The following is a 20,511-nucleotide window of genomic DNA, read 5'->3' on the forward strand; positions in this document are numbered from 1 at the left end:
GAAACACAAGGAATGCAGGTAGTGGCGGGTCACATGCCCTTCTCTCTTCATTCTATCTATCTAGCATAGCGGAATAAATGGACGAAACGCAACCCTGTCAATCCAATTCTTGGAACGCTGACGACATACCCGGCAAACGGCAGAACCCCCTTCCGCCGCGGCAAAAGGGGGTCTCCCTGAAACGTTCCGTTATTGCAAAAAGCCCTTCGGCTGCGAGGTTTCGGATGCAGCCTGCTCTTTTTTCTGCTGTTTGGCCTTGGGGATGAAAGCGGTACAATCGGCGGCTTTCACGCCTTCTTTCTTGATCGACGTCGCCGGGATTTCAAACGCCCAGATCCGACTGCCCTTGGCTTCCACTTTCAAGTTTTCCAGCGTGTAGTGGACGCGGGCTACCGCATCTCCTGCCTTGTCGTGCACGATAATCGGCACTTCCGTAAACTCCAGGCGCTTGTTCAGCCCGTTGCGGAACAGCACGACCACCTTCAGGCCGTTGTTGGTTCCTTCCGTAATGTCCAGCACCTGCAGGTCCACCAGACCTTCTTCAACCGGCAGAGCAGCCGCCTTTTCCCGGTACTGCTGCTGCTCCTCTTCGGTCAGCTCTCCGCCCAGCATTTCCGGATGCTCGGCTGTTTTCTCAGGTTTCTTGTACTCCAGTGTGAGCGGCACTTCCTTATCCGGCAGGTCGTCAAACTCGCTCCACGGGAACAGGAACTCGCACGGGCGGCTCGACTTGTCGCCGATCGGCCCAAACTCCAGCAGATGAAACGTTTTGCGCGCGACGACTTTTCCGTCCGGCGTCACCAGTCTCAGCGGCAGCCGCTGAAACAGCATGCTGCGGCTGGTGGCATTGCGGATAAAGGTAAGCACGAGGTACCCTTCCTGCGTCACCTGGGTAAAAAACGGGAAGATCCCCACTTCATCCCGCACCACAGGCGGCAGCTCGTCGTGGATGTACTGCAGCAGCTCGGTTTCCTGCTCCTCCAGCTTATCGCCCCAGGGGCCGTGCAGGCTCAGGATCATTTCCTTGGAAGGGATGCGATTGGACGACTGCTCCGGATTGTCGATCCCGGACACGCCCAGGTAAAACTCCTTTTGCAGGTGCTTGTGCACCTCTTCACGCACTTGCTCCAGGCTCTCTTTGGAGCCAAACCAGTTTTCCAGCAACCAACTCATGACAAAACCTCCTCATTTCCCGACCGGCGGATCACAGGTAGCAGATGCAGGGGCGGTCAGGTAACCTCCAACACCCATCGTTTCAGGCTGGCGTTCGGCTTTTTCACCGCATTTGCCGGGAAGACAAACAGCCACGGACGGCTGGTCCCCGGACGGACCCGAATGCTGCTGCCGTCTATCACCCCGGTTGCGACCACGTCGCCCTCCGTGTCGGAAACGGTAATCTTCAATTGATCCGGGCGATAGTCTACCGGCAAGCCATTACGGAACAGCACGGCCACCACCAGTTCTCCCTTTTTCGTCCAGCCGATGTCAAATCCGGTAGCCTCTACGGATTCGGCCTCAATCGGCGGCAGCGAATGGATCAAGAGCTCCAGGCGGTCTTTTTGCCGTTCAGTCATGCGTGCTTCCATCTGCGGGTCGAGGTCGAGATGATTGGGCCAGACGTAAGGGTTGGCCTGCGCCTTCATCATCACTTTCCAGCGTGTGAAGCTGAAATTCTCATGCAGGTACGTGCCCTCCGGAAAGAAGACCTCCCACGGACGGCTGCTGCGCGGCGGAATCGATCCCATTCCGCTCAGATCAACCCGCTGACGAGCAAACGGCTTGTCGTCCAGATAGATCGCCAGGGTAATGTCTTTAAACCGCACGGGGCGGTCCAGACCATTGCGGACAAACATCGCCACAGTAAGGCCCTCCGGATTCGGAATCAGGCTGAATCCGGTCACGCTGATGCTTCCGGCGGGCACATCCGGCAGTTGTGCCTGCAGAAAACGGAGGGTGTACTTTTTCTCGTTGTCCAACTGCTGCTCCCAGGCCGGGTGAAGGGACAGGTCCGTCCGCACTTTCTGGTTCCGGGCCTCCGCAGCCGGTACGGCCTCTCCAGCTTCAACCTCCACCTCCTGTTCGCTCAGCTCGGCAAAATCGACAGCCGCATCTTCCTGAATGTCTTTTTTCAACTCTTCCACGGAGCGTGTTTTTCCCTGCTCCTTGTTCAGCCAATTCTTAAAAAAGGAAAACATCTGCATCCTCCTCTCCTGACCGCAGCACAAATGAAGCTTCTCTCTATGATAAGACTTTTCTGCAGGCGGGGTCAAATGGCCGCGGACGATTGAACGCCGCCTTATCCCTGCGGCACGCCCACCTTCCACCGAGAGAAGTCCGCGTCATCCTTCAACACGCTTTCTTTGGGGTAGATAAACATCCACGGCTTGCTGGTATTGGCGTTGACGGTCAATCCGCCCAGTTCAAACAGCCCTTCCGCCACCTTGTCTCCCGCCGCGTCGTAAAGGGCGAGCGGCAGCTTCTCGATGGACAGCGACTGCGTCGACCCATTGCGGATCAAGAGCATCGCGTGCAGCGCACCGTCCTCCGCCCGGCGAAGCTGAACGCTCTGGATGTTGACTTCCCCTTCCTTTAGCGGCGGCAGCCGTTTGGCCAGTTCGATCAGGGACTGTTTCTGCTCGTCCGTCAGTGCCTTGATCCACGACTCTTCCAGTTCCAACTGCTGAGGCAGCACCATCTTTTTCTGCGCCAGCTCAAACGCGATCTTCCAGTTGGTGAGCAGGACATTTACCTGCAGGAAGTGCTCCCGCTTAAACACAAACGTCCACGGCCTAGCCGCGTACGGCGGAATTTCGCCCAGCTCTCCCAGGTCAAACGTCTGTCGGGTAAACAACTGCTGATCCCCAAACAAAACGACCAGCGGCATCTCTCCCAGGCGCAGGGGCCGGTTGGTGCCGTTGCGCAGGAAAGCCGTCACCTGAACGCCGTCGTCGTGCGGGACAAGCGAAATGCCGGCCAGGGAAATGTTCCCCTCCTCCAGCGGCGGCAGTTCCTGTGCCATAAACGACAACGCGTATTTCTCCTGCATGTTCAGCCGCTTTTCCCACGACTCATGCAGCGACAGGGATGTGGTCACGCCAGCCGCCTTGGACTCCGTCTCTTTCCGCTCCGGTGCCTTCTCGGACACGCCGGTATCGGCTGCCGGCAATACCGACTCCTCCTGCACCTGCTGTTTCACATCTTCCGGCGTCGGCGTCTTCCCCAACATGTTTTTCAAAAAGGATAACATAACGTCTCTCCCAACTTTTCTCTACATCTATATGTAAAGGAATATAGAGATGCTGTTCGTACTCCACTATAGCACAGTGAGCCCTTAATGCAACATCGAAAACTTGGTATCCGTTCAAGGCTTTTGACGGTTTCGCCGAATGGCTTCAGGCGCCGTCCTGGCGGTCACGGAGATCGCGTGCCGATCTTCATCGCGGATCGGCAATCCCTGTTAGAATACCTGTGCGGTTTCGTCCCGTCAAGAAATGGAGCGCGTTGGATTCGGGCATGGTGCCTTCTAAAACAAATAGAGAGGGCAAAACCTGCGTATGGTTCGCCCTCTCGTTTCGACTCAGGTTGTTGTCTTTACGGCGTCGTCACCGTCTGTGTGTCGGAGCCGGCCGATTCGGAAGCCTCGCCGGTTGGTGCCGTTTCCGAGGCAGCGGATTCCGATGTGTTTGACGCTTCGCTCGCGTCTGCTGCCGGTGTGGGCGCTGCTTCTTCCCCTTCTCCGCTTGTTGCCGGTGTCTCCGGTGTGGTGTCGATATCGTCGGTTCCCGTCAGGCTGCCATCCTCGATGATGATCAGATCCCCTTTCTGCTGATAACCGACTTTTGTCTTCAGCGTTTCCCCAATAAAACGGAGCGGCAAAAAGAGGCGGCCCTTTTTGATCACCGGCGGGGTCTCCAGCTTGATCTTCTCCCCGTTCACTTCCGCTTCACCGGAATCGAGATACAGCGTGATCTTGTTGTCGCCGCGCACCACTTCGACGGTGCGGGTCTCCCCGTTCCACTTCACCTCGGCCTTCAGCGCAGCGCCGATGGCACGCACAGGCACCAGAGCGCGTCCCTTTTCCACGAACGGGGCGGTGTCCATCACGACTTCTTTTCCATTGACAAACGTCTTCAGCGACGTGTCGCCCGTTTTCTCGTACAGTTCGCCCAACTTGTCGAACAGTTTCTGATCGCCCGGTTTATAGAAGCGGTTGAGCAGTTCTTTTTGAACGTCCAGCGCCTGCTTCAGTTCGGACTGCTGCTCCAGCATCCTGGTCAGCTCTTCGTATTTCGCTTTCAGTTCTTCCGTTGCCTCTTTGACGTGCTTCAACTGCTGACGCAGTTCGATCAGTTCCTTCTTGGTCTTGACAGCTTGCTGGATGGCTTCATTTTTGGAAGACGGGGCCGTTCCATCCGCGCGTGACTCCGTGGAAGGCGTTTGGGAAGCAGGTGATTCCGTTTGAGAAGGGGCTTCCCGCCCCGGTTTTGCTTGTGGGGAACCGCCTTCCGCGGTCGAACCGGTAGGCTTGTCCTTGTCCGGTTTCTCCTTTTCTTTCCCGTTCTTTTTGTCCTTATCCGGTTTTCCCTTGTCTTTGCCCTTTCCCTTGTCGTCTTTGTCCCCTTGACCGCCACCGTTCCCTTTTTGGGCTTCTTTTACCGGTTTTTCCGCATGGACGGCGGCCAGAGGCGTACAGGCCAGCAGGGTGAGCACCAAACTTGCAGACAGCCATTTTTTCATCGTATGTCCCTCCCGCTTGCACCAGAAGTAATACGTGCTCTGTTTACCATATCGGCAAATCGGTGGGAACTTGATAGGGGAAAAGAGGATCCGGCTATAAAAACAGCAAGCCCCACGGAAATGGAGCTTGCTGAGTGAGGCTGCCGCTATGCAGGTGTGACATGTCCCTTTTTTGTCCAAGTGCCGACCGGCTTCTTCTGGGCGGAAACGCCCGTTTCACCCGTTCCGCAGCGGCGCCGGGTAATGGCATCATGCCTGTTCCAGAATCTCGTCGATTGTGGCCAGCGTCTCGTCCGGAATCGTCACCCCGGAGGCTTTCACGTTGTGTTCCACCTGCTCGGGCACGCTCGCTCCGATGATCGCGCTGGAGACGTTCGGTTGGCGCAGCGTCCAGGCCAACGCAAGCTGAGCCAAGGAAAGCCCCAGTTCTTCGGCGATGGGACGCAATCGCTCCACTTTGCGCAGGTTCTCCTCTTTCAGCCACGACTTCACCGTCTGATTGCCGTGTTTGTCGGACGCCCGGCTGCCCGCAGGCGCATCATTCACCGTTCGGTACTTGCCGGCAAGCACGCCCTGCGCCAGCGGCGAATAGACGACCTGTCCGATGCCGTTTCTCTCGCACAGCGGAATGATTTCCTTCTCAATCTCTCTTGCAAACATGTTGTACAGCGGTTGATTCGCCACGATCCGGTGCAGCAGGTATTTGTCCATGATCGATACCGCTTCGGCGATTTGCGCCGCTGTCCAGTTGCTGATACCGACATACAGCACCTTGCCCTGCCGGACGAGATCGTCCATCGCCCGCAGCGTCTCTTCCATGGGGGTGTCGTTGTCGAAGGCGTGGCAGTAGTACACGTCGATGTAATCGAGACCGAGCCGCTTCAGGCTCGCTTCGCACTGTTCCATGATGTGCTTGCGGGACAATCCCCGGTCGTTGGGTCGATCGCCCATCGGTCCCCAGACTTTGGTCGCCAACACGTACGACTCGCGGGGATACTTCCGCAGGGCCTCACCGACCACCTTCTCCGCTTCCCCGTTCATGTAAATGTTGGCTGTGTCGAAGAAGTTGATTCCCAGTTCATAGGCCTTGTCGATGGTGGAGATCGCCTCCTCCCTGCCGACATAGCCTCCGTACGTCAGCCAGCTTCCCAGGCTGATTTCGCTCACTTTCAATCCCGAGTTTCCGAGACGACGGTAATTCATCTTCGTTCCCTCCCGAGAAAGTATTCGAAAAGCGGGTAGCTGCCGCGACTCCTTCTCTATTTTATCACGAAGCTGTCCGAGCGCTTCAAGATGTCAAGAGGCAAACTCAACAGAAAGACCTCACCCATAGCGATGAGGTCCTTTTCCACCCTGTTTCCCTACACCCGAAAACGCGAAATGAGTTTCTGCAGGTCTTCAGACATTTGAGAGAGAGCCAGGGCCGAAGACGAGATTTCTTCCATGGAGGCCAACTGTTCTTCCGCAGCGGCAGACACATTCTGCGTTCCTGCGGCTGTTTCATTTGCCACTTCCCGGATCAAGGTGATAGATTGCACGATTTCTTCCACAGACGCCGACATCTGCTGCGTGCTGGCGGATACCTCCTGAATCTGAACGGCAACGTCATCCACGGAACGCTGAATGTGCGCGAATGACGTTCCCGCCTGGGTCACGACGTCCATTCCTTCGCTCACTTCGTCCTTTACCTGATCCATGGAAGCGACCGCTTTCTCCATCTGCCCGCGGATCATCGAAATGACGTCGTTGATTTGATTCGCAGACGCCGCCGACTGCTCCGCAAGTTTCCGCACTTCATCGGCAACGACTGCGAATCCCCGGCCGTGCTCACCCGCTCTTGCCGCTTCAATGGCTGCGTTCAGCGCCAACAGATTCGTTTGGGAGGCAATGTCGGTAATCACTTGCACAATGTGACCAATTTCCATGGAACGTTCGCCCAATTCCTTGATGACCGCTGCCAGGTCGTTCACCTTGTCGTGAATCGACCCCATCTGATCGCTGGCGGTTTGGATCGCCCGATTTCCTTCCTCCGCCACCTGGGCTGCCTGTACGGAAGAGGCGGATACCTTCTGGGCGTTGGCCGCAATTTGTTGGATTCCCTGCGCCATCTCCTGAACAATCTGGGCACTTTGGCCTACGCTGGAGGCCTGCTGCTCGGAGCCTGAGGCGACTGCCTGCACGGTGGCAGCGATTTGCTCCGTGGCTTTACTTGTTTGCTCAGCACTGGCTGTCAGCTCTTCAGCGGAGGCTGCCACCTGTTCAGCGTTGATGCGCACTTGCTGAATCAAGCCGCGCAAATTGTTTTTCATGACCGTAAAGGAATGAGCCAGTTCCCCGATCTCATCTCTGTTTGTTACATGAAGATCGTCCTCTGTCAGGTCGCCTGACGCAATTTTTTCGGCCGAGGACGCGAGCTGCACAACGGGTCGCGCAATCAGTCTGGAAACCACATAGCCAATGCAAATCGCCAGGATGACTGCCATCACGCTGATCATCGACACGGTTGTCACCACTCCGTTTACCATCGCGGCGTTTTCCTGGGTGGCCTGGGTCATGAGCTGCTGCTGTCGTTCACTGATCTGGTCCGCGATCGTTCGAATATCCCGTGAAATCGGAAACAAAGAGGTCGTGGCAAAGTCCAGGGCCTGCTCTTTCGCTGCCGAAACAATCAGATCTTTCGATTTTAGAAACTGCTTGTTCAGTTGTTCGATCTTGCTCAGGGAAACCTTGGTTTCCTGCGTATCGGCCAGTCCCATGGAGGTGGAGACCAATGCCGACAACTGCTTGCTTGCATCCTCCACTTTTTCCATCGCTTCTGCATTTTGGGTCAACAAATAGTCTCGCAAACTGCTGTTCAATTGGGTCGCGTGCACTTGAATGTTCTTCGCGTTCAAGAGGATGATGGCTCTTCGGTTCATGAGATCAGAATACGAGCTGTCCACTTTCTTGAGAAAGTAAAAAGACAGGCCGCTCACCATTACCAAAAGAAGCGCGACTGATAAAAATCCGGCGGTTACTTTTCTGCCAATCGTCCATTTCATGTCTGTACTCCTCCGATTGATAGGGACTTGCGTCTCAGACTGTTCGTTCACGACCTTGTTCGATAGGAAAAAATGCCAAGGATTAGATAGTATCAAACTACCACGAGAACGCATGATGGTCAATGCCCTCCGGCATGCGAGCCGTTTCCTCCTCCATCCGGGTTCCCAGGCAAAGGGCTGTTTCTGCTGCACATTTTTGGTTCCCATGTACGAATGTATAAGAACGTTGGAAACGGTCTCCATAGCATGAAGTAGCACAAGGAAAGGAGGAAGGGTTATGGATCACACTGCGTACCATCGAAGCAGATGGCGGCATCACTTGCGGATGGCGGAACACTTTCGGGCGTTAAAAATGACTCATCAGCACAATCGCATCCTGCATCACCGGTTCGCGGAACGAGAACATTTTCACCGTATGCGGGCACATCACCATCGGAAGATGATGCATCGGCGTTAACCGTCACATGGCTCCCCCTGGGGGGGCTTTATCTTTGTCTCAATCAGTTCCCTCCATTTGTAAAGCGCGAGGGCAAGGAGCCCATCGCGCTTTTTCAGACATCCCGGCTTCGTGTAGCGTGTAACGTCATTGACAACGACAGCATCGGCAAACCTTGCACGTGCACTTGCGACATCTGCAGCAGCCGCAGCGGCGTTTTCTCTTCATGGTGATCACCTCTATCCGCAATCTCTGATACAAGGTATTCAGCTTCTTCCGAAATCGTGTGGACAATCGTGCACAACGGGATGGGGCGTGTTTCCATGCGAGGAGAACGTCCAATTTGTTGGTCGATCCGTATCAGTCCAGTCGGGGGTGATTTTTTGGACATACAGTAATACAGGCCCCATGTTGCCAGCCGCAGGGAGGGAACATATGATAACGGTTCATTTGTTGTTCGTTTTGCTTACGACACTGTATTGCGTCTTCCATGCGTACCGACGTCGGAACAAGATTCGCTGCATGACCGGAATGATGATGGCGATGACGTTGGCCATGGTATCCAGTCTTTCCATTGGGTTGCTGTTGGGGATTTGGCTTTATCCGGATATGAACCTGCCGACTTTTATCGGCGCTGCCGTTGGAATCGCGGTAGGGTTTTTGACGGGCAAACCGGTAAGCCTGATGGCGGCCATGGACGGAATGCTCGCCGGATTGATGGGGGGCATGATGGGAGCGATGTTTGGCAACATGCTCACGGTCCCCGCACCGATGATCTGGTTTGTGGACATCATCTTTGGTCTCATGGTCCTGCTGTTCTTTTTTCTGATACAGGAAGAAGAAGAGCATTTTGAACAGACGAAGAATGAGGATTCTTCCCATGAACAATAAGGGATTGGCATGGATGTTTGTATCGCTGCTGGTTGTCGTTTCACTGTCCGTGTTCTTCTTCCCGTGGAATCCAAACGGGTCCTCGCCCCATGACGGACAGCAATCGGACACACATGCACACCATCACGGCGATCACAAGATGGAGGTGGCATTCGACACCCGGACGCTCGCGGACGGGGACGTCATCTTGACCGCTCACATTCCTGCAGCCGGAAGCAGCACGAACGTGCGGTTCGAACTCTGGAAAAAAGGAGATGCCACACCCCAACAGGTAGAGGTGACAAACCGCGGCAGCGGTCGTTTTGAGGCGAGAACCACGCTGCATCCGGGTCATTGGGTGTGCGCGGTTCACGTGGAAGAACATTCTACTTCCTCCCATGTTCATCAGGAATTCGAATTTGTCGTGCCCGGATCACAGTTGTCCCGGTTGAAAACAAAAACGCCCTTCGTCGGTGACTGACAAAGGGCGAATGTACGAAGACACGATTTCCTTGTGACGACCGGCGAGGTCTGCCGCTAAAACCGGACGGTCTTGTCCCACACCGGTTCCACGTTCATGCGCCGACGCTTGTACTCCAGGACAGCGGCGCGCACCAGCAGGAACATCCACAACTGCGAATAGGTAAAGTACATGACAAAGGAGACGGCCAGATTGACGGGACTTGCCATGCCGTCCGCCACTTCCGCGCTCAACAGTTGGATCACGTAGATCAGCCACGTCTCGAACCACAGCAGGAGCAGGGGGACCGTGTACGACGTGTGGACAATCCCCAGCACGCCCAACAGGAACCACACATCGGAAATGAACAGGACCGCCGCAAACACGATGTAGATGGACAAAATGTGAGCCGCGTGCAAAACAACGTGCCGCTCGCGCCACGCCGGCTTTTCGAACATTTTTCCGATCAACTGCAGATTTCCCTGCATCCATCTCGTTCGCTGCCTCAGCCACACCGCGAATGTTTGGGGCTCCTGCTCCCATGAGCGCGACTGCGGCACAATCGGCAGCCTCCCTCCCAGGGCCGCGAGCGAGATCGACAGGTCGGCATCCTCAGCCAGGGCGGACGAATCCCAGCCGCCAGCGGCGACAAGCGCCTCGCGCTCCACCACCAGATTGGTTCCGGTCAGCGTTCCCAATCCGAACAAATGCCAGCGCCCACATTGCATCAGCAGTTGGAAGACGGCAAACTCCAGGGCGATCATTCGCGTCAGCCAGTTTTTCTCCGCGTTCAGGGTCTTCACGTAGCCGACGGCCCCTACCGCCCCCGGCGTCTGCACGGCCGCCTCGATCAGCAGGCGCAGGGCGTCCGGTTCCGGCTGGTTGTCGGCGTCATACACGGCGATGTAGTTCTCCCGCGCCAGCGTCAGACCGTAGCTCAGCACCCGCCCCTTTCCCTTCGGCGTTCCCGGGGGGACTTTGACATGCCGGATGTGGGAAAACATCGACGCGTAATAGTCGGCGATGTCCCCGGTGGCGTCGGAGGAATTGTCGTTCAGCACATACACCGTCAGCGGACCGTCATACTTCAGTCTCGCCATGGCATCCAGCGTCTGGGCCAAGACCTTTTCCTCGTTGTAGGCCGCGATCAGGATGGCGACGCTGGGGTATTCGTCAAGCGAAGGGGACGGAGCCGCTTTCGATCGGAACGCGAGACCGGCGACACACAGCACCGAATAATAGAGAAGCAGCAGCCAAAACATGGCCGCAATGACGAGCAGGACAACCGACACGGGTCAGCCTCCTCTCCGCCGCACGGATACGGCGTCATCCGCACCGAATTCTTCCAGCAGGGCCTCCACCGCAGGCCAGCCCTGGAACACGGACAAGTCTTCGACGCACACCCACGACATGACCGCGTCTGCGCGAAGCCTTCGCTGCCGGTGAAGCAGCCAGTGAAACCGCCGCAGCGCCCGATGGGCCCCTTCCCGGTCGCAGCGCTGCAGCACGATTGCGATGGTCGAGGGCGAAATGCGTCCCACGATGTCAAACTGGTCGCGCACGGACGCCACCGCCGTCTCTCCGACCACCTGCAGCACAGCTTCCGGCGTGTAGCGCCGGCCTCCAAACCCGACAACGTATGAAGGAATGGACACAAAAATGATCACGCCCGGTTCGTTTCGCCGGCGCAGAGAGACCACGATCGCTTTCAAGCGGTCTTTGAATTCATTTGCACTCAGCACAGACACCGCCTCGTCCATTTTGCGGAGAGCGGCAATCTGCCGCTGCGCTTCCTCGTATTGACGCGCCCACCTGCGCAGCTCGGCCGCCTGCGCCCATGACGCAGCCGCAAGCCCCAACACCACAAGCTGAAGAACGATGGACTGAAATTGCGTACCGACGTCCCACCCGAATTTCCATCCCTGTGCCACGGCTGAAAATGCGTGGAGCAGGATGACGGCGACCAGCAAGGTGAAGGAGCGGAGTGGGGACAAGAACAGGAAAAGCCCGTACAGCAGGGCAGCGGCGGCCAAAACAAGCCATGCGACGCCCACAGGCACCAACATGGCAAGCCAAACCGCCAGCATGAGTTGAATCAGCGTTAATACGGCAACACTGACACTTCGTTTCATGATGTGATCTTCCCGATATTATGACTTCGAAACCATACTGTTCGTATTATGGCACCACGTCAATTATATGGGCTATCAACAATTTATGCCACCAAGATTCCGGATATGTTTCCGGTCAGGAACACCACAAAAAACATACAGGGACGCTTAAACAGGCATGTCCCGTTAGGCGTTCCTTTCTACCTCTTTGTCAACTAAATGATTGCGCATAAAATAAAAGTATTCACACATTTACCAACAGAGTTATGCACAAAATGTGGATAAGTGATCAGGAACACGAGGATGTTGCGATGACGAAAAAGAAAAAGCCACTGGTTCCCCGAGTGACTGCTGTCTCGTCCGATTCCTATTCCCGAACAAATGCCAGCAACCGTTTTTCGGCCAATGCGGCATCCCCTCTGATTTCAAAAAGCAGCTTCAGATGGCTTGCATGCGAGATGGCCAGTCTTGCCGCGTGATACAGCTCGGGCTTCTTCTGTGAAACGAAAATCATCACTTCCGACACCGGCGAAACGACCACCTTTATTCGCAGCAGTTCGTTCAGAATGGAAATGAACTGTTTCACGGTCAATCTATCGGCTGAATTTTTCATCGCCAGGACTTCCTCGATCAAATCCTTGGCGCGTTCCTTCTGCAGCGTTTTGGGATTGGGTATGTGCAGTTCCATGATCTCACCTCTCTCCTGCACATACCCTTATCTCCCGGAGGATAAACCTGACGAGTGTCCGTTCACCTGCAGGCGGCTCTCCTCTTCACGCCCGGAAGCGAACTAGAAGGGATAGGTCCGGTCCTGGATTTGGACGGAAACCCATTTGACCGTGGTGAATTCGTCAAGCGCCCACTCGCCTCCGTACCTGCCCAACCCGGAAGATTTTTCGCCACCGAAGGCAATAATGGGTTCATCGTTGACGCTTTGGTCATTGACGTGAATCATGCCTGTCTCAATACGTTTGGCCACTTCAACGGCATGTTCAAGACGTCCCCCGTATACCGCGCCGCTTAACCCATAAGGGCTGTCGTTGGCAATGCGGATCGCATCTTCTTCATCTTTCGCGGCGATCACGGACGCCACCGGCCCGAAAATTTCCTCCTGGGCGATCGTCATCTCGTTGGTAACGTCCCGAAGAACGAACGGGCTCATGACGTTTCCGTTGACGCTCCCTTCCAGCGCCACCTTGGCTCCCTCGCTCTTGCTCTTTTCGATCAGGGCGAGGATTCGGCTCACCTGTTTCGCGTTGATCAGCGGACCGATAATCGTCTCAGGATTTGACTGATCGCCGCACGGGATCGCTTTCGCTTTTGGAACGGCTCGTATATCGTTTGATCAACAATCACCCGATTGATGGCCATGCAAATCTGTCCCGCATGCATAAACTTGCCAAATGCCGCCGCTCCCGCCGCCTTTTCCACATCGGCATCCGCCAGGACAATCATGGCGTTGTTGCCGCCCAGTTCAAGCGCGACCCGTTTTAAATTCCGTCCGCACAGCTCTCCGATATGTCTTCCCACCTGCGTAGAACCGGTAAATGAGATAATGCGCGGAATCGGATGTTCCACAAACGCATCCCCGATTTCACCGGTGTTGAAGACCACGACGTTTAACAGTCCCTTGGGAATGCCCGCATCTTCAAACAGTTTGCCGATATAGAGACCGCCGGCAATCATCGTTTGGGAATCCGGTTTGAGCACCACGCCGTTCCCTGTCGCCAAGGCAGGGGCGACGGAACGCATGGACAGGTAAAACGGAAAGTTGAACGGGCTGATCACCCCTACGACACCCGCCGGGTTTCGATAGATTCGATTCTCTTTTCCCGGAATCAGGGACGGCAGGATATGTCCTCTCATCCGTATGGGGAATGTGGCTGCCTCTTTGATGATGGCCATGGCAAAATCAATTTCCACATTGGCTTTCACCACGGAGCTTCCTGTTTCCGTCGTGATGATGTCAATCAATTCCTGACGCCGTTGGGAGAGCAGTTCCGCCGCTCTTTCCATGATGCGGGACCGCTCGTAAGGGTTTACCTGTGCCCACTCTTTTTGGACCCGTTTGGCTGACTCGTAGGCGTCGTTGATGTCGTCGAGGTTTGCCAAGCGAATGTGTACCAGCGTTTTGTCATTGTAAGGGTTTTTGTCTTCGTAGGAATCTTTGCTTCTGCCTTCCCGCCATTCTCCTGCGATAAACTGTTTGTTCCAGACGCTGAAAGTTGCCATCCTCGATCCTCCTGTACCACTGGTAATGTTAGTATTTGGCAGGCGGGTACAGAAGTATTCCGGACGTTCGCAGCATCACGCAAAAATCTTGACTGACCCCGACATTGGTTTTTCACCTAAGCTGATCTGTCCTTCAACCCTCGTATCTAGTATTTGGATAACAGGAAAAGGATGATCCCAACGACGATGATCACCACTGTTGGCCAACAGCCCAGTTTGCTGAGAGAGTGTAAGTCTCCCATCTGCGTTCGATCAATGGAGTCCTTGAGATTTGTGAACGGATGTTTCCGGTATTCGTCTTTTTCCTGCTGATCGCGGTCTACCATTTTCATCTCCTCCGCACAGCGAATCGGGGTGGCCCCGGCACCCAGTTCAAGCCGTTCAGTTCCTTGTTCCGCTGCCAACACCCCCCAACAGCATGGTCGCCTTCTATTTCCTTCTTGTGTCCCGATCCATACGCAAATAGGTAGTTGGCAGTGATGGTTCGTCCAAGCATCTTTCGCTGTCGTTCATAAAATAAACTAGCAAACCATGAGGAGGTGGAATCATGTCCAAAAAACGCCGCACTATCGTCATTACGTTACGGGAAGGTCAGCGCGTCTTAGTCCGCTGCCGTCGCCGTCGTAAACACTAACCGATCACGGCAACCAAAAAGCGAAATTTGTACCGGAAGTATTTCTATTCAGCTACCTGGTACGTTTTTCGCTTTTTTGGTGCTGTCCGGCAGAAGAAAAAATCGGCGTTCCGATCACACACATGTTGTACATGCATGAGGAACACGTTTCACGACATGAACGTTTGCATTCCGGGAAAAGGAATGGTCATCAGAACGGATCATATACCGTAAGGAAAAACGAACCCATAACAAAAAAGATGACAGCGGCCAGCAACCCGATCCCCATATGCATCAGGAAGGTCTGCCACCTCGTCCCGGGCTCGGCCTCTTTGTGTATTGCCACACATACATACCAACAGGGTTAGGGATAATTTACCAGATCATACTATAGGTTGCTAGTCCATGTTTCATGCAATCCGCGTTATCTGATCCCATCGCCTATTCGATGCTTCCGTCCACGCAGAAGCCCCTTTTAGATGAACATCCTCTCTTTGCGGCCTTGGAACCTTACCGCCTCGTCAAGCAATTGTACGTATACGGATAAGTGAGCCCTTCTGGTACGGATCTTGACATAACGCTTAGAAGTAACTAAAATGGTTACAACGGTGGTGGTTCACTTGAAACAAATCAGCACACGATTTTCCATTGCTGTGCATACCCTGTCTCTGATTGCTGTCAGTCCGAATGATTGCACCGGGGACTTCATCGCGGGAAGCGTAAATACCAATCCCGTGGTCATCCGGAGAATCATGGGTATGTTAAAGAAGGCAGGATTGGTCGACGTACGTCCGGGGGTAGGAGGTGCTTCACTGCTCAAGGATCCCAGCCAGATTACACTCCTCGATATTTATCGGGCTGTGAACGTGACAGAGGAGAACCAACTCTTTCGCATACACGAAAACCCCAACATTCGCTGCCCGGTTGGGCGGAATATCGAGCAAGTCCTCCAGGCCGAATTGAGAGACGCTCAATCCGCCATGGAACAACGGCTGGCACAAACGACGTTGGCCGACCTGATTGGCAGGTTCACATAAATGAAAGCTCCTTGTCGAGCTTTTGTTTATACGCTTGTTGTAACTATTTGTGTTATAACATGATATATTACAACAAACACATGGAGGTATCGGCAATGAAATTGTTGGTTACTGGCGCCACAGGAAAACTGGGGACGAAAGTGGTAGAGACGCTGTTGAAATCGGTACCGGCGAGTCAAATCGCTGTAAGTGTCCGCAATCCGGAGAAAGCGGAAGGCCTTCGCGTTCGGGGAGTCGATGTCCGTCATGGAGACTTTGACCGTCCGGAGACCTTGGATGCGGCCTTTTCAGGGATTGACCGGCTGTTGATCATTTCGACGGACGGGGACAATGAAACGAGAATTCGTCAACATACGAATGCGGTAGAAGCAGCCGCACGCGCGAACGTCAAGTTCATTGCGTATACCAGCTTGGCAAATGCACGGGAAAGCCGATTGTTCCTTGCTCCCGTACACCGTGCCACGGAAGAAGCCATCCTGAAAACCGGAATCCCTTACTCCTTTTTGCGAAACAACTGGTACTTGGAAAATGAGACTGCTTCCATTCAAGCTGTGATGGCGGGAGCGCCTTGGGTAACGTCTGCGGGAACCGGCAAGGTGGGATGGGCCCTGCAACAGGACTATGCAGAAGCGGCGGCCGCGGTGCTGGCAGGGAACGGACACGAGAATACCATCTACGAGCTTTCCGGCAAGCCGATGACACAAGAAGAACTGGCCGCGATTCTCGGCACGGTATTAGGCAAGGAAGTCCCTGTGCAGCAGGTCGATGACGCCACGTATGCCGACATCATGAAAGGGGCGGGCGTGCCAGACTTCCTCATTCCTCTTCTCGTAGCCATCCAGGGCGGCATTCGGGAAGGGCATTTGGACATCGAGAGCAACGATTTTGAAAAGCTGCTCGGCCGGCCAACAACGCCAATCGACAAGGCCCTGCGTCACATTGTTCATGAAATCTCCCAAACACAGAACTGATCTCACATGGAAAACCGATCTTTCAGAATGGAAAGGTCGGTTTTCATTTATTCCGCTATTGGGTTCGTTCGCTCAATAAAAGCGGCATCCGTGATCAGGTTGCCTTCCTGGTCATGGAGCAAAAAGCTCGTCCAGGTCCAAGTCTTCAAACATGACGTTTGGGCTTTTGAAATACTCCTGGCCGTCCCCTTTTCCGGTGACGGCCTTGTTGATGGCGTCCATGAGGTCCATGCAAATCGGGCCGTCATCGTCAAAGCAGGAATACTCGAACACTTCGCCATCAATCGGTCCGTCCTCCACAATGTCTAAGGTCAGGCGCTCCTCGTTGTTGTCAACCAAGACCGCCTGCAGCTTCGAGTCCCTTTCCCGGTAAAACTCCTCCAACAGCATGGTCTGTATTCTGTTTCACCCCCCTTTTTTGTGTCCCGATCAATACGCAAATAGGTCGTTTACAGTGATGGTTCGTCCAAGCACCTTTCGCTGTATTTCATAAAATACACTATCAAACAAAGAGGAGGTGGAATTATGTCCAAAAAACGCCGTCCCATCGTCGTTACGTTAAGAGAAGGTCAGAGTGTTTTAGTTCGTTGCCGTCGTCGTCGTAAGCACTAACCGATCACGACAACCAAAAGCGAAATTCGTACCTCGTTACGTTTTTCGCTTTTTTGGTACTAAGAGAAAAAATGGGAGCCGAAAACACGCATTATGTTAACTAGATTTCCGCCAAATTCGTCCGTTTTCGGCGATTATGCCTCATTACATCCTATCTCCAGCGGCTATTAGAGTTGAGTTTGTTTTAGTGTGCAAATAGTAAAACGAGCCATAGAATTATCTCTAAGGCTCGTTTTAGTTTAATATTCATTGTTAATTACTATTGTTCGAAAGTCAGCCAACTTACGTACAACAAGCCACATACTTAGCCTCATCTCTTTCATTTAACCAAAGAGAACCATCCTTTTCCACCTTAAAATCTAGCTTGTTCCTTTTCAGCAAATCAACAAATTCAGTAGGGGCAGAATCAGATATCTTGTAGTATTTCTTTTCTTGATTAAATGAAAGATATCCAACAATTACTACTGATATCAATAATATCGTAGTAACAAGATACGTGACTTTTTTCATTATCTCACTCCAGTTGGCTTTTGCTATTAATAAGCGGGGTCATTAATAAAATCAGAATTACTTCCAGTGAAGGATGTCAAAATAAGTTTCCCCCAATCACTTGGATACTTGTCCCAATTTTTTAAATACTTTAGTTTTCCACTTTTATAAAGCGTATGAGCTGATTCTCTCGCATCCAAATAACTGTCCTCAAAATCTAATCTGTCTTGAGCAGCACGGTATCGCCCTTCCTTATTATTATGGAGATCCATTTTAACATTTGGATCGTTTTTATTGTAGGCGGGGTGACCGTATTCATGTGCATCTGTCCATGCTTCAGCCCAATCATCATCAGTTAACATTACAATTGTAATATTCCAATATGCATGTCGAAATGCATCATTTTTCCCTCCAGGGTACTTGGTTTTTCCAAAGAGGTAAACTGTATAATCCCAAGCTTCAACACCTGCTGCAATGGCATAATATCCCTTAGCAGGCTCCTCGTCCAACAATGCTTCTTCCAAATCATTCAATCTGTCAACATCATATCCATATAGATCGTCATCAGAATTCGCAACTCGTTGTTTATTAGTATGATAATCTTTTTCATATTTATCAAGAGTTTCAATAAGGTAGTTATTTAAATCTTCACTACTGGCATCAGGATGCTCTTTTCGGTACTTATTTAGATCATCACCAATTTTTTTGAAATTCTTTTTAAAACTTTCAGTTTTAAACTTTTTGTGTATTCCCTCATACTTTTGATGATCTTTTTTCAAGGCTTTATAAAGAGGAGAGTCCTCTTTCTTCTCTTTTCTTAAAGTTTTAATTACTTCCGTTTTCAAATCACTTTTTGCCTTTTTTTCTGCAACAACATTTCCAGCTAGTATGCTCATACTTGCGAAAACCATTGCTAAAGAAAAAAACAAAGCCTTTCTTTTTAACATAAAATACCTCCTAATACTATTTAAAATAAATTTTTCCACACATAACCTATATATATAATTTTTTGTATATACTTTCAACAGTTTTTTCCATTAGATCTTGTAGTGGGATATCTAGTTCTATTAGCTTCTTCAGATCATCCACCGTTTTGATCTCAATGTGACCGGATCATCTGCCGGCTTCCCGCGTGCCCGCGGCAGCTGTTGCTGCAGCCTTGCACGCTCCAGGTGCTCAGCAAAACTGATCGACTCTTTCTCTTTCCTCCGCTTGTACTCCAAAATGTCCCTGACCTTTGCCACGACTTGTCCTCCTTTCCGGCAAAATAAAAGAGGACGCCAGAACACACCCATATATTGGGGGATTGTTCTGACGCCCTCCCGTATCTCGGTATCAGGCAACGATTCAGTTAATTTGAGCGAGAAAATACAACAGTGTACTTGAAAAGGCCAGGATTCCAAAAACTCTGATGAACAAAAAGTATACTGGCGAAGGATTCCTAGTTGCCTTCCAACCACCAAATGTTTTCCAGAAGGCTCGTGGTTTTAATGCAATAAAAGCGGTTAACGCAAGCCAGATTACATAAAAAATTACCGCTACTATTTCCACCGGCCTTCCCCCTATGTCTAGAACAACTCACTTTCCCGGTAATCCACCTTGGCAATCTTTCCCTGACTTGATTTTACCACGGTTTCGCCGTGTGGCACCAGTGGTACGATCTTGGCTTTCCCTTGTTTCGGATCCACCAGGATCATGGCCGGCTCTTTTCCCACTGGGACCGTAATCGTCATTGTCTGTATATCGATTTTCAGTTCCTTTGCTCGTGTGCTCATCTTCCATTCCCCCTCGCGGATTACCCGTGGTATAATTTTTTGGACACCTTTTCCATGGCTCCCGGCAGGGGGCTATTTTTCTATGGAGGTAACATATGCCTGAATATAGTCTCCTTGACGCGGATAACAAGTCACTTTCCGTCGTTCTCTTTTTTGGTGTGGTTTTTGCGATTCTCTTGTTCTACATAATTTTAAGGTTCATCCCTCGCCAGCCGCGGCCAGTTCACATGCGGCGTGTAATAGTCGCATTTGGCCGATTGACCTCCCCGCGGCACTTCTACAAGCGCGCGCGGAATTCCGGAAAACCGCTACCCTTTCAGTTGGCTAGGAACCGTTCCAAGCGGCATTTTCAAAACCGCATCTTCTCCCGGCATGACGATGGCCACCACTTTTCCCTGCTTGCTTTTCGTGATACCGGATGCACCGTTCTGCCACTCCACAGTGTCGCCGACGGCGTAGTCCAAGTGGTAAGTCGTTTTGCCGTGCGTGAATTCTGTTTTGTAGTGCATGCTTTATCCTCCCCTTTACTCCCGAAATATTGTGTTAAGTTACGGCGCCATGTCGTTCATGGCCTGTGCGCAGTCTTCACATTCATGGTCTCCGTTGTCGAGTGGTAGCAGTTTCTTATCTTCAAAAAACCTTTTGCAGACCGTGCATTGCTTGCTGTCGTCGTTTTCGTCAAACGGGCCGATGTCTTCGCCATAGCTTCCAAGGTATACGTCACGATCATGGTTCCAGCAGTTCTTGCACATTCTTTTGCCGGGAGCGAAGTCGAAGAGGTGAGGATCGCGAAGCTTTGTAGCGATTTCGCCGCACCAATCGCACTCGCCACCGTTTTCATACTCGGTCCGAATCTTCTCCAACTGTTCAGGTGTCAACTCCACAGTGCCGACTATTTCAGCCTCTCCGATCTCAATGCGATTCGGCAGCCCATCGTATGCAAGTTGATACACCCGGTCTTGCTCGTCAGCTCCCAAATGGATGTATATCCGATCTTCCACGCGCAAAAGGTTAAAAGTTGCCATCTCGTTCCCTCCTGGATACAAACGTAATGTTGTGCAAAAACTTCGAAATACCGATCATAATTTACAAACCTTTGTGGAATATCTAAGGTGAAGCAAAATCAT

General features: G+C 52.6%; 22 protein-coding genes and 1 pseudogene. 4 read left to right on the top strand and 19 right to left on the bottom strand.

Features of this window, described 5'->3' with window-relative positions:
* Positions 1–189: 189 nt before the first annotated feature.
* The 6 genes from M516_RS0117755 to M516_RS0117785 all read right to left on the bottom strand — a co-directional run bounded on the left by M516_RS0117755 (position 190) and on the right by M516_RS0117785 (position 7,892).
* Positions 190–1,173 carry an SLAP domain-containing protein gene (locus tag M516_RS0117755; protein ID WP_029100311.1) on the bottom strand — a complete coding sequence of 328 codons (984 nt, stop codon included), beginning with the start codon at positions 1,171–1,173 and terminating at the stop codon, positions 190–192.
* A gap of 56 nt (positions 1,174–1,229) precedes the next feature.
* On the bottom strand, positions 1,230–2,195 hold the full coding sequence (locus M516_RS0117760; protein WP_029100312.1) for an SLAP domain-containing protein: 966 nt from the start codon (positions 2,193–2,195) through the stop codon (positions 1,230–1,232).
* 101 nt (positions 2,196–2,296) lie between these two features.
* Positions 2,297–3,247: an accessory Sec system S-layer assembly protein gene (locus M516_RS0117765; RefSeq protein ID WP_029100313.1), complete on the bottom strand. Its 951-nt coding sequence runs from the start codon at positions 3,245–3,247 to the stop codon at positions 2,297–2,299.
* A 344-nt stretch (positions 3,248–3,591) separates the two neighbouring features.
* Positions 3,592–4,737, bottom strand: coding sequence for a copper amine oxidase N-terminal domain-containing protein (locus M516_RS0117770; RefSeq protein ID WP_029100314.1), 1,146 nt, complete (start codon positions 4,735–4,737; stop codon positions 3,592–3,594).
* Positions 4,738–4,986: 249 nt separating this feature from the next.
* Entirely contained in the window at positions 4,987–5,940 is a 954-nt protein-coding gene (locus M516_RS0117775; RefSeq protein WP_029100315.1) for an aldo/keto reductase family protein, read from the bottom strand.
* 158 nt (positions 5,941–6,098) lie between these two features.
* On the bottom strand, positions 6,099–7,892 hold the full coding sequence (locus M516_RS0117785; RefSeq protein WP_238551007.1) for a methyl-accepting chemotaxis protein: 1,794 nt from the start codon (positions 7,890–7,892) through the stop codon (positions 6,099–6,101).
* 757 nt (positions 7,893–8,649) lie between these two features.
* Between M516_RS0117785 and M516_RS23860 the strand changes: the two genes are divergently transcribed.
* Positions 8,650–9,105 (top strand): hypothetical protein, encoded by a 456-nt coding sequence (locus M516_RS23860; protein WP_051188287.1) that lies wholly within the window; start codon positions 8,650–8,652, stop codon positions 9,103–9,105.
* Complete coding sequence (locus M516_RS0117800) at positions 9,095–9,565, top strand: hypothetical protein (RefSeq protein WP_029100317.1); 471 nt, start codon at positions 9,095–9,097, stop codon at positions 9,563–9,565. Before M516_RS23860 ends, M516_RS0117800 begins: the two co-directional genes overlap by 11 nt.
* A gap of 56 nt (positions 9,566–9,621) precedes the next feature.
* Here the strand turns inward: M516_RS0117800 and M516_RS0117805 are convergent, their stop codons facing one another.
* The 5 genes and pseudogenes from M516_RS0117805 to M516_RS0117825 form a co-directional block, all read right to left on the bottom strand.
* Positions 9,622–10,836, bottom strand: coding sequence for a glycosyltransferase family 2 protein (locus M516_RS0117805; RefSeq protein ID WP_029100318.1), 1,215 nt, complete (start codon positions 10,834–10,836; stop codon positions 9,622–9,624).
* 3 nt (positions 10,837–10,839) lie between these two features.
* Positions 10,840–11,676 carry a hypothetical protein gene (locus M516_RS0117810; RefSeq protein ID WP_029100319.1) on the bottom strand — a complete coding sequence of 279 codons (837 nt, stop codon included), beginning with the start codon at positions 11,674–11,676 and terminating at the stop codon, positions 10,840–10,842.
* Between the two features lie 346 nt (positions 11,677–12,022).
* The gene (locus M516_RS0117815) at positions 12,023–12,343 is read right to left on the bottom strand and encodes a hypothetical protein (protein WP_029100320.1); all 321 of its coding nucleotides are present in this window, start codon (positions 12,341–12,343) and stop codon (positions 12,023–12,025) included.
* Between the two features lie 102 nt (positions 12,344–12,445).
* Positions 12,446–13,887 (bottom strand): annotated as a pseudogene (locus tag M516_RS23865) (aldehyde dehydrogenase family protein).
* A gap of 146 nt (positions 13,888–14,033) precedes the next feature.
* The gene (locus M516_RS0117825) at positions 14,034–14,291 is read right to left on the bottom strand and encodes a DUF6366 family protein (protein WP_193746991.1); all 258 of its coding nucleotides are present in this window, start codon (positions 14,289–14,291) and stop codon (positions 14,034–14,036) included.
* An 805-nt stretch (positions 14,292–15,096) separates the two neighbouring features.
* On the opposite strand from M516_RS0117825, the gene M516_RS0117835 reads away from it, so the two are divergent.
* Together M516_RS0117835 and M516_RS0117840 are read left to right on the top strand one after the other, a co-directional pair.
* Positions 15,097–15,537, top strand: coding sequence for an Rrf2 family transcriptional regulator (locus M516_RS0117835; RefSeq protein WP_370512136.1), 441 nt, complete (start codon positions 15,097–15,099; stop codon positions 15,535–15,537).
* 95 nt (positions 15,538–15,632) lie between these two features.
* Positions 15,633–16,508 (top strand): SDR family oxidoreductase, encoded by an 876-nt coding sequence (locus M516_RS0117840; RefSeq protein ID WP_029100323.1) that lies wholly within the window; start codon positions 15,633–15,635, stop codon positions 16,506–16,508.
* Between the two features lie 111 nt (positions 16,509–16,619).
* Here M516_RS0117840 and M516_RS0117845 read toward each other — a convergent pair whose 3' ends face one another.
* From M516_RS0117845 to M516_RS25725, 8 genes are all read right to left on the bottom strand, one after another.
* Positions 16,620–16,898 (bottom strand): hypothetical protein, encoded by a 279-nt coding sequence (locus M516_RS0117845; protein ID WP_029100324.1) that lies wholly within the window; start codon positions 16,896–16,898, stop codon positions 16,620–16,622.
* 504 nt (positions 16,899–17,402) lie between these two features.
* Positions 17,403–17,630 (bottom strand): hypothetical protein, encoded by a 228-nt coding sequence (locus M516_RS0117850; RefSeq protein WP_029100325.1) that lies wholly within the window; start codon positions 17,628–17,630, stop codon positions 17,403–17,405.
* Positions 17,631–17,656: 26 nt separating this feature from the next.
* A complete protein-coding gene (locus tag M516_RS23870) occupies positions 17,657–18,556 on the bottom strand; it encodes a DUF6973 domain-containing protein (RefSeq protein WP_051188288.1) in 900 nt (299 codons plus the stop codon).
* A 129-nt stretch (positions 18,557–18,685) separates the two neighbouring features.
* On the bottom strand, positions 18,686–18,853 hold the full coding sequence (locus M516_RS25720) for a hypothetical protein (RefSeq protein ID WP_193746992.1): 168 nt from the start codon (positions 18,851–18,853) through the stop codon (positions 18,686–18,688).
* 103 nt (positions 18,854–18,956) lie between these two features.
* Entirely contained in the window at positions 18,957–19,160 is a 204-nt protein-coding gene (locus tag M516_RS25270) for a DUF6199 family natural product biosynthesis protein (RefSeq protein WP_152523432.1), read from the bottom strand.
* 17 nt (positions 19,161–19,177) lie between these two features.
* Entirely contained in the window at positions 19,178–19,384 is a 207-nt protein-coding gene (locus tag M516_RS0117865; RefSeq protein ID WP_029100326.1) for an XtrA/YqaO family protein, read from the bottom strand.
* Between the two features lie 308 nt (positions 19,385–19,692).
* Positions 19,693–19,893, bottom strand: a complete 201-nt coding sequence (locus M516_RS0117870) for a hypothetical protein (protein WP_029100327.1) — start codon at positions 19,891–19,893, stop codon at positions 19,693–19,695.
* Positions 19,894–19,932: 39 nt separating this feature from the next.
* On the bottom strand, positions 19,933–20,409 hold the full coding sequence (locus M516_RS25725; RefSeq protein ID WP_193746993.1) for a hypothetical protein: 477 nt from the start codon (positions 20,407–20,409) through the stop codon (positions 19,933–19,935).
* Between the last annotated feature and the right edge of the window lie 102 nt (positions 20,410–20,511).

It is taken from the genome of Brevibacillus thermoruber 423 (assembly GCF_000454065.1).
Classification (GTDB): Bacteria; Bacillota; Bacilli; order Brevibacillales; family Brevibacillaceae; genus Brevibacillus; species Brevibacillus thermoruber.

What these genes read in the sequence shown, in the direction of transcription:
- M516_RS0117865 (WP_029100326.1), bottom strand. Translation starts at nt 19,384, where the DNA reads ATGAGCACACGAGCAAAGGAACTGAAAATCGATATACAGACAATGACG.
- M516_RS0117810 (WP_029100319.1), bottom strand. Translation starts at nt 11,676, where the DNA reads ATGAAACGAAGTGTCAGTGTTGCCGTATTAACGCTGATTCAACTCATG.
- M516_RS0117765 (WP_029100313.1), bottom strand. Translation starts at nt 3,247, where the DNA reads ATGTTATCCTTTTTGAAAAACATGTTGGGGAAGACGCCGACGCCGGAA.
- M516_RS0117800 (WP_029100317.1), top strand. Translation starts at nt 9,095, where the DNA reads ATGAACAATAAGGGATTGGCATGGATGTTTGTATCGCTGCTGGTTGTC.
- M516_RS0117850 (WP_029100325.1), bottom strand. Translation starts at nt 17,630, where the DNA reads ATGAAAAAAGTCACGTATCTTGTTACTACGATATTATTGATATCAGTA.
- M516_RS0117835 (WP_370512136.1), top strand. Translation starts at nt 15,097, where the DNA reads ATGGTTACAACGGTGGTGGTTCACTTGAAACAAATCAGCACACGATTT.
- M516_RS25725 (WP_193746993.1), bottom strand. Translation starts at nt 20,409, where the DNA reads ATGGCAACTTTTAACCTTTTGCGCGTGGAAGATCGGATATACATCCAT.
- M516_RS0117760 (WP_029100312.1), bottom strand. Translation starts at nt 2,195, where the DNA reads ATGTTTTCCTTTTTTAAGAATTGGCTGAACAAGGAGCAGGGAAAAACA.
- M516_RS23870 (WP_051188288.1), bottom strand. Translation starts at nt 18,556, where the DNA reads ATGTTAAAAAGAAAGGCTTTGTTTTTTTCTTTAGCAATGGTTTTCGCA.
- M516_RS0117815 (WP_029100320.1), bottom strand. Translation starts at nt 12,343, where the DNA reads ATGGAACTGCACATACCCAATCCCAAAACGCTGCAGAAGGAACGCGCC.
- M516_RS0117840 (WP_029100323.1), top strand. Translation starts at nt 15,633, where the DNA reads ATGAAATTGTTGGTTACTGGCGCCACAGGAAAACTGGGGACGAAAGTG.
- M516_RS0117770 (WP_029100314.1), bottom strand. Translation starts at nt 4,737, where the DNA reads ATGAAAAAATGGCTGTCTGCAAGTTTGGTGCTCACCCTGCTGGCCTGT.
- M516_RS0117845 (WP_029100324.1), bottom strand. Translation starts at nt 16,898, where the DNA reads ATGCTGTTGGAGGAGTTTTACCGGGAAAGGGACTCGAAGCTGCAGGCG.
- M516_RS23860 (WP_051188287.1), top strand. Translation starts at nt 8,650, where the DNA reads ATGATAACGGTTCATTTGTTGTTCGTTTTGCTTACGACACTGTATTGC.
- M516_RS0117870 (WP_029100327.1), bottom strand. Translation starts at nt 19,893, where the DNA reads ATGCACTACAAAACAGAATTCACGCACGGCAAAACGACTTACCACTTG.
- M516_RS0117785 (WP_238551007.1), bottom strand. Translation starts at nt 7,892, where the DNA reads ATGCGTTCTCGTGGTAGTTTGATACTATCTAATCCTTGGCATTTTTTC.
- M516_RS0117775 (WP_029100315.1), bottom strand. Translation starts at nt 5,940, where the DNA reads ATGAATTACCGTCGTCTCGGAAACTCGGGATTGAAAGTGAGCGAAATC.
- M516_RS0117755 (WP_029100311.1), bottom strand. Translation starts at nt 1,173, where the DNA reads ATGAGTTGGTTGCTGGAAAACTGGTTTGGCTCCAAAGAGAGCCTGGAG.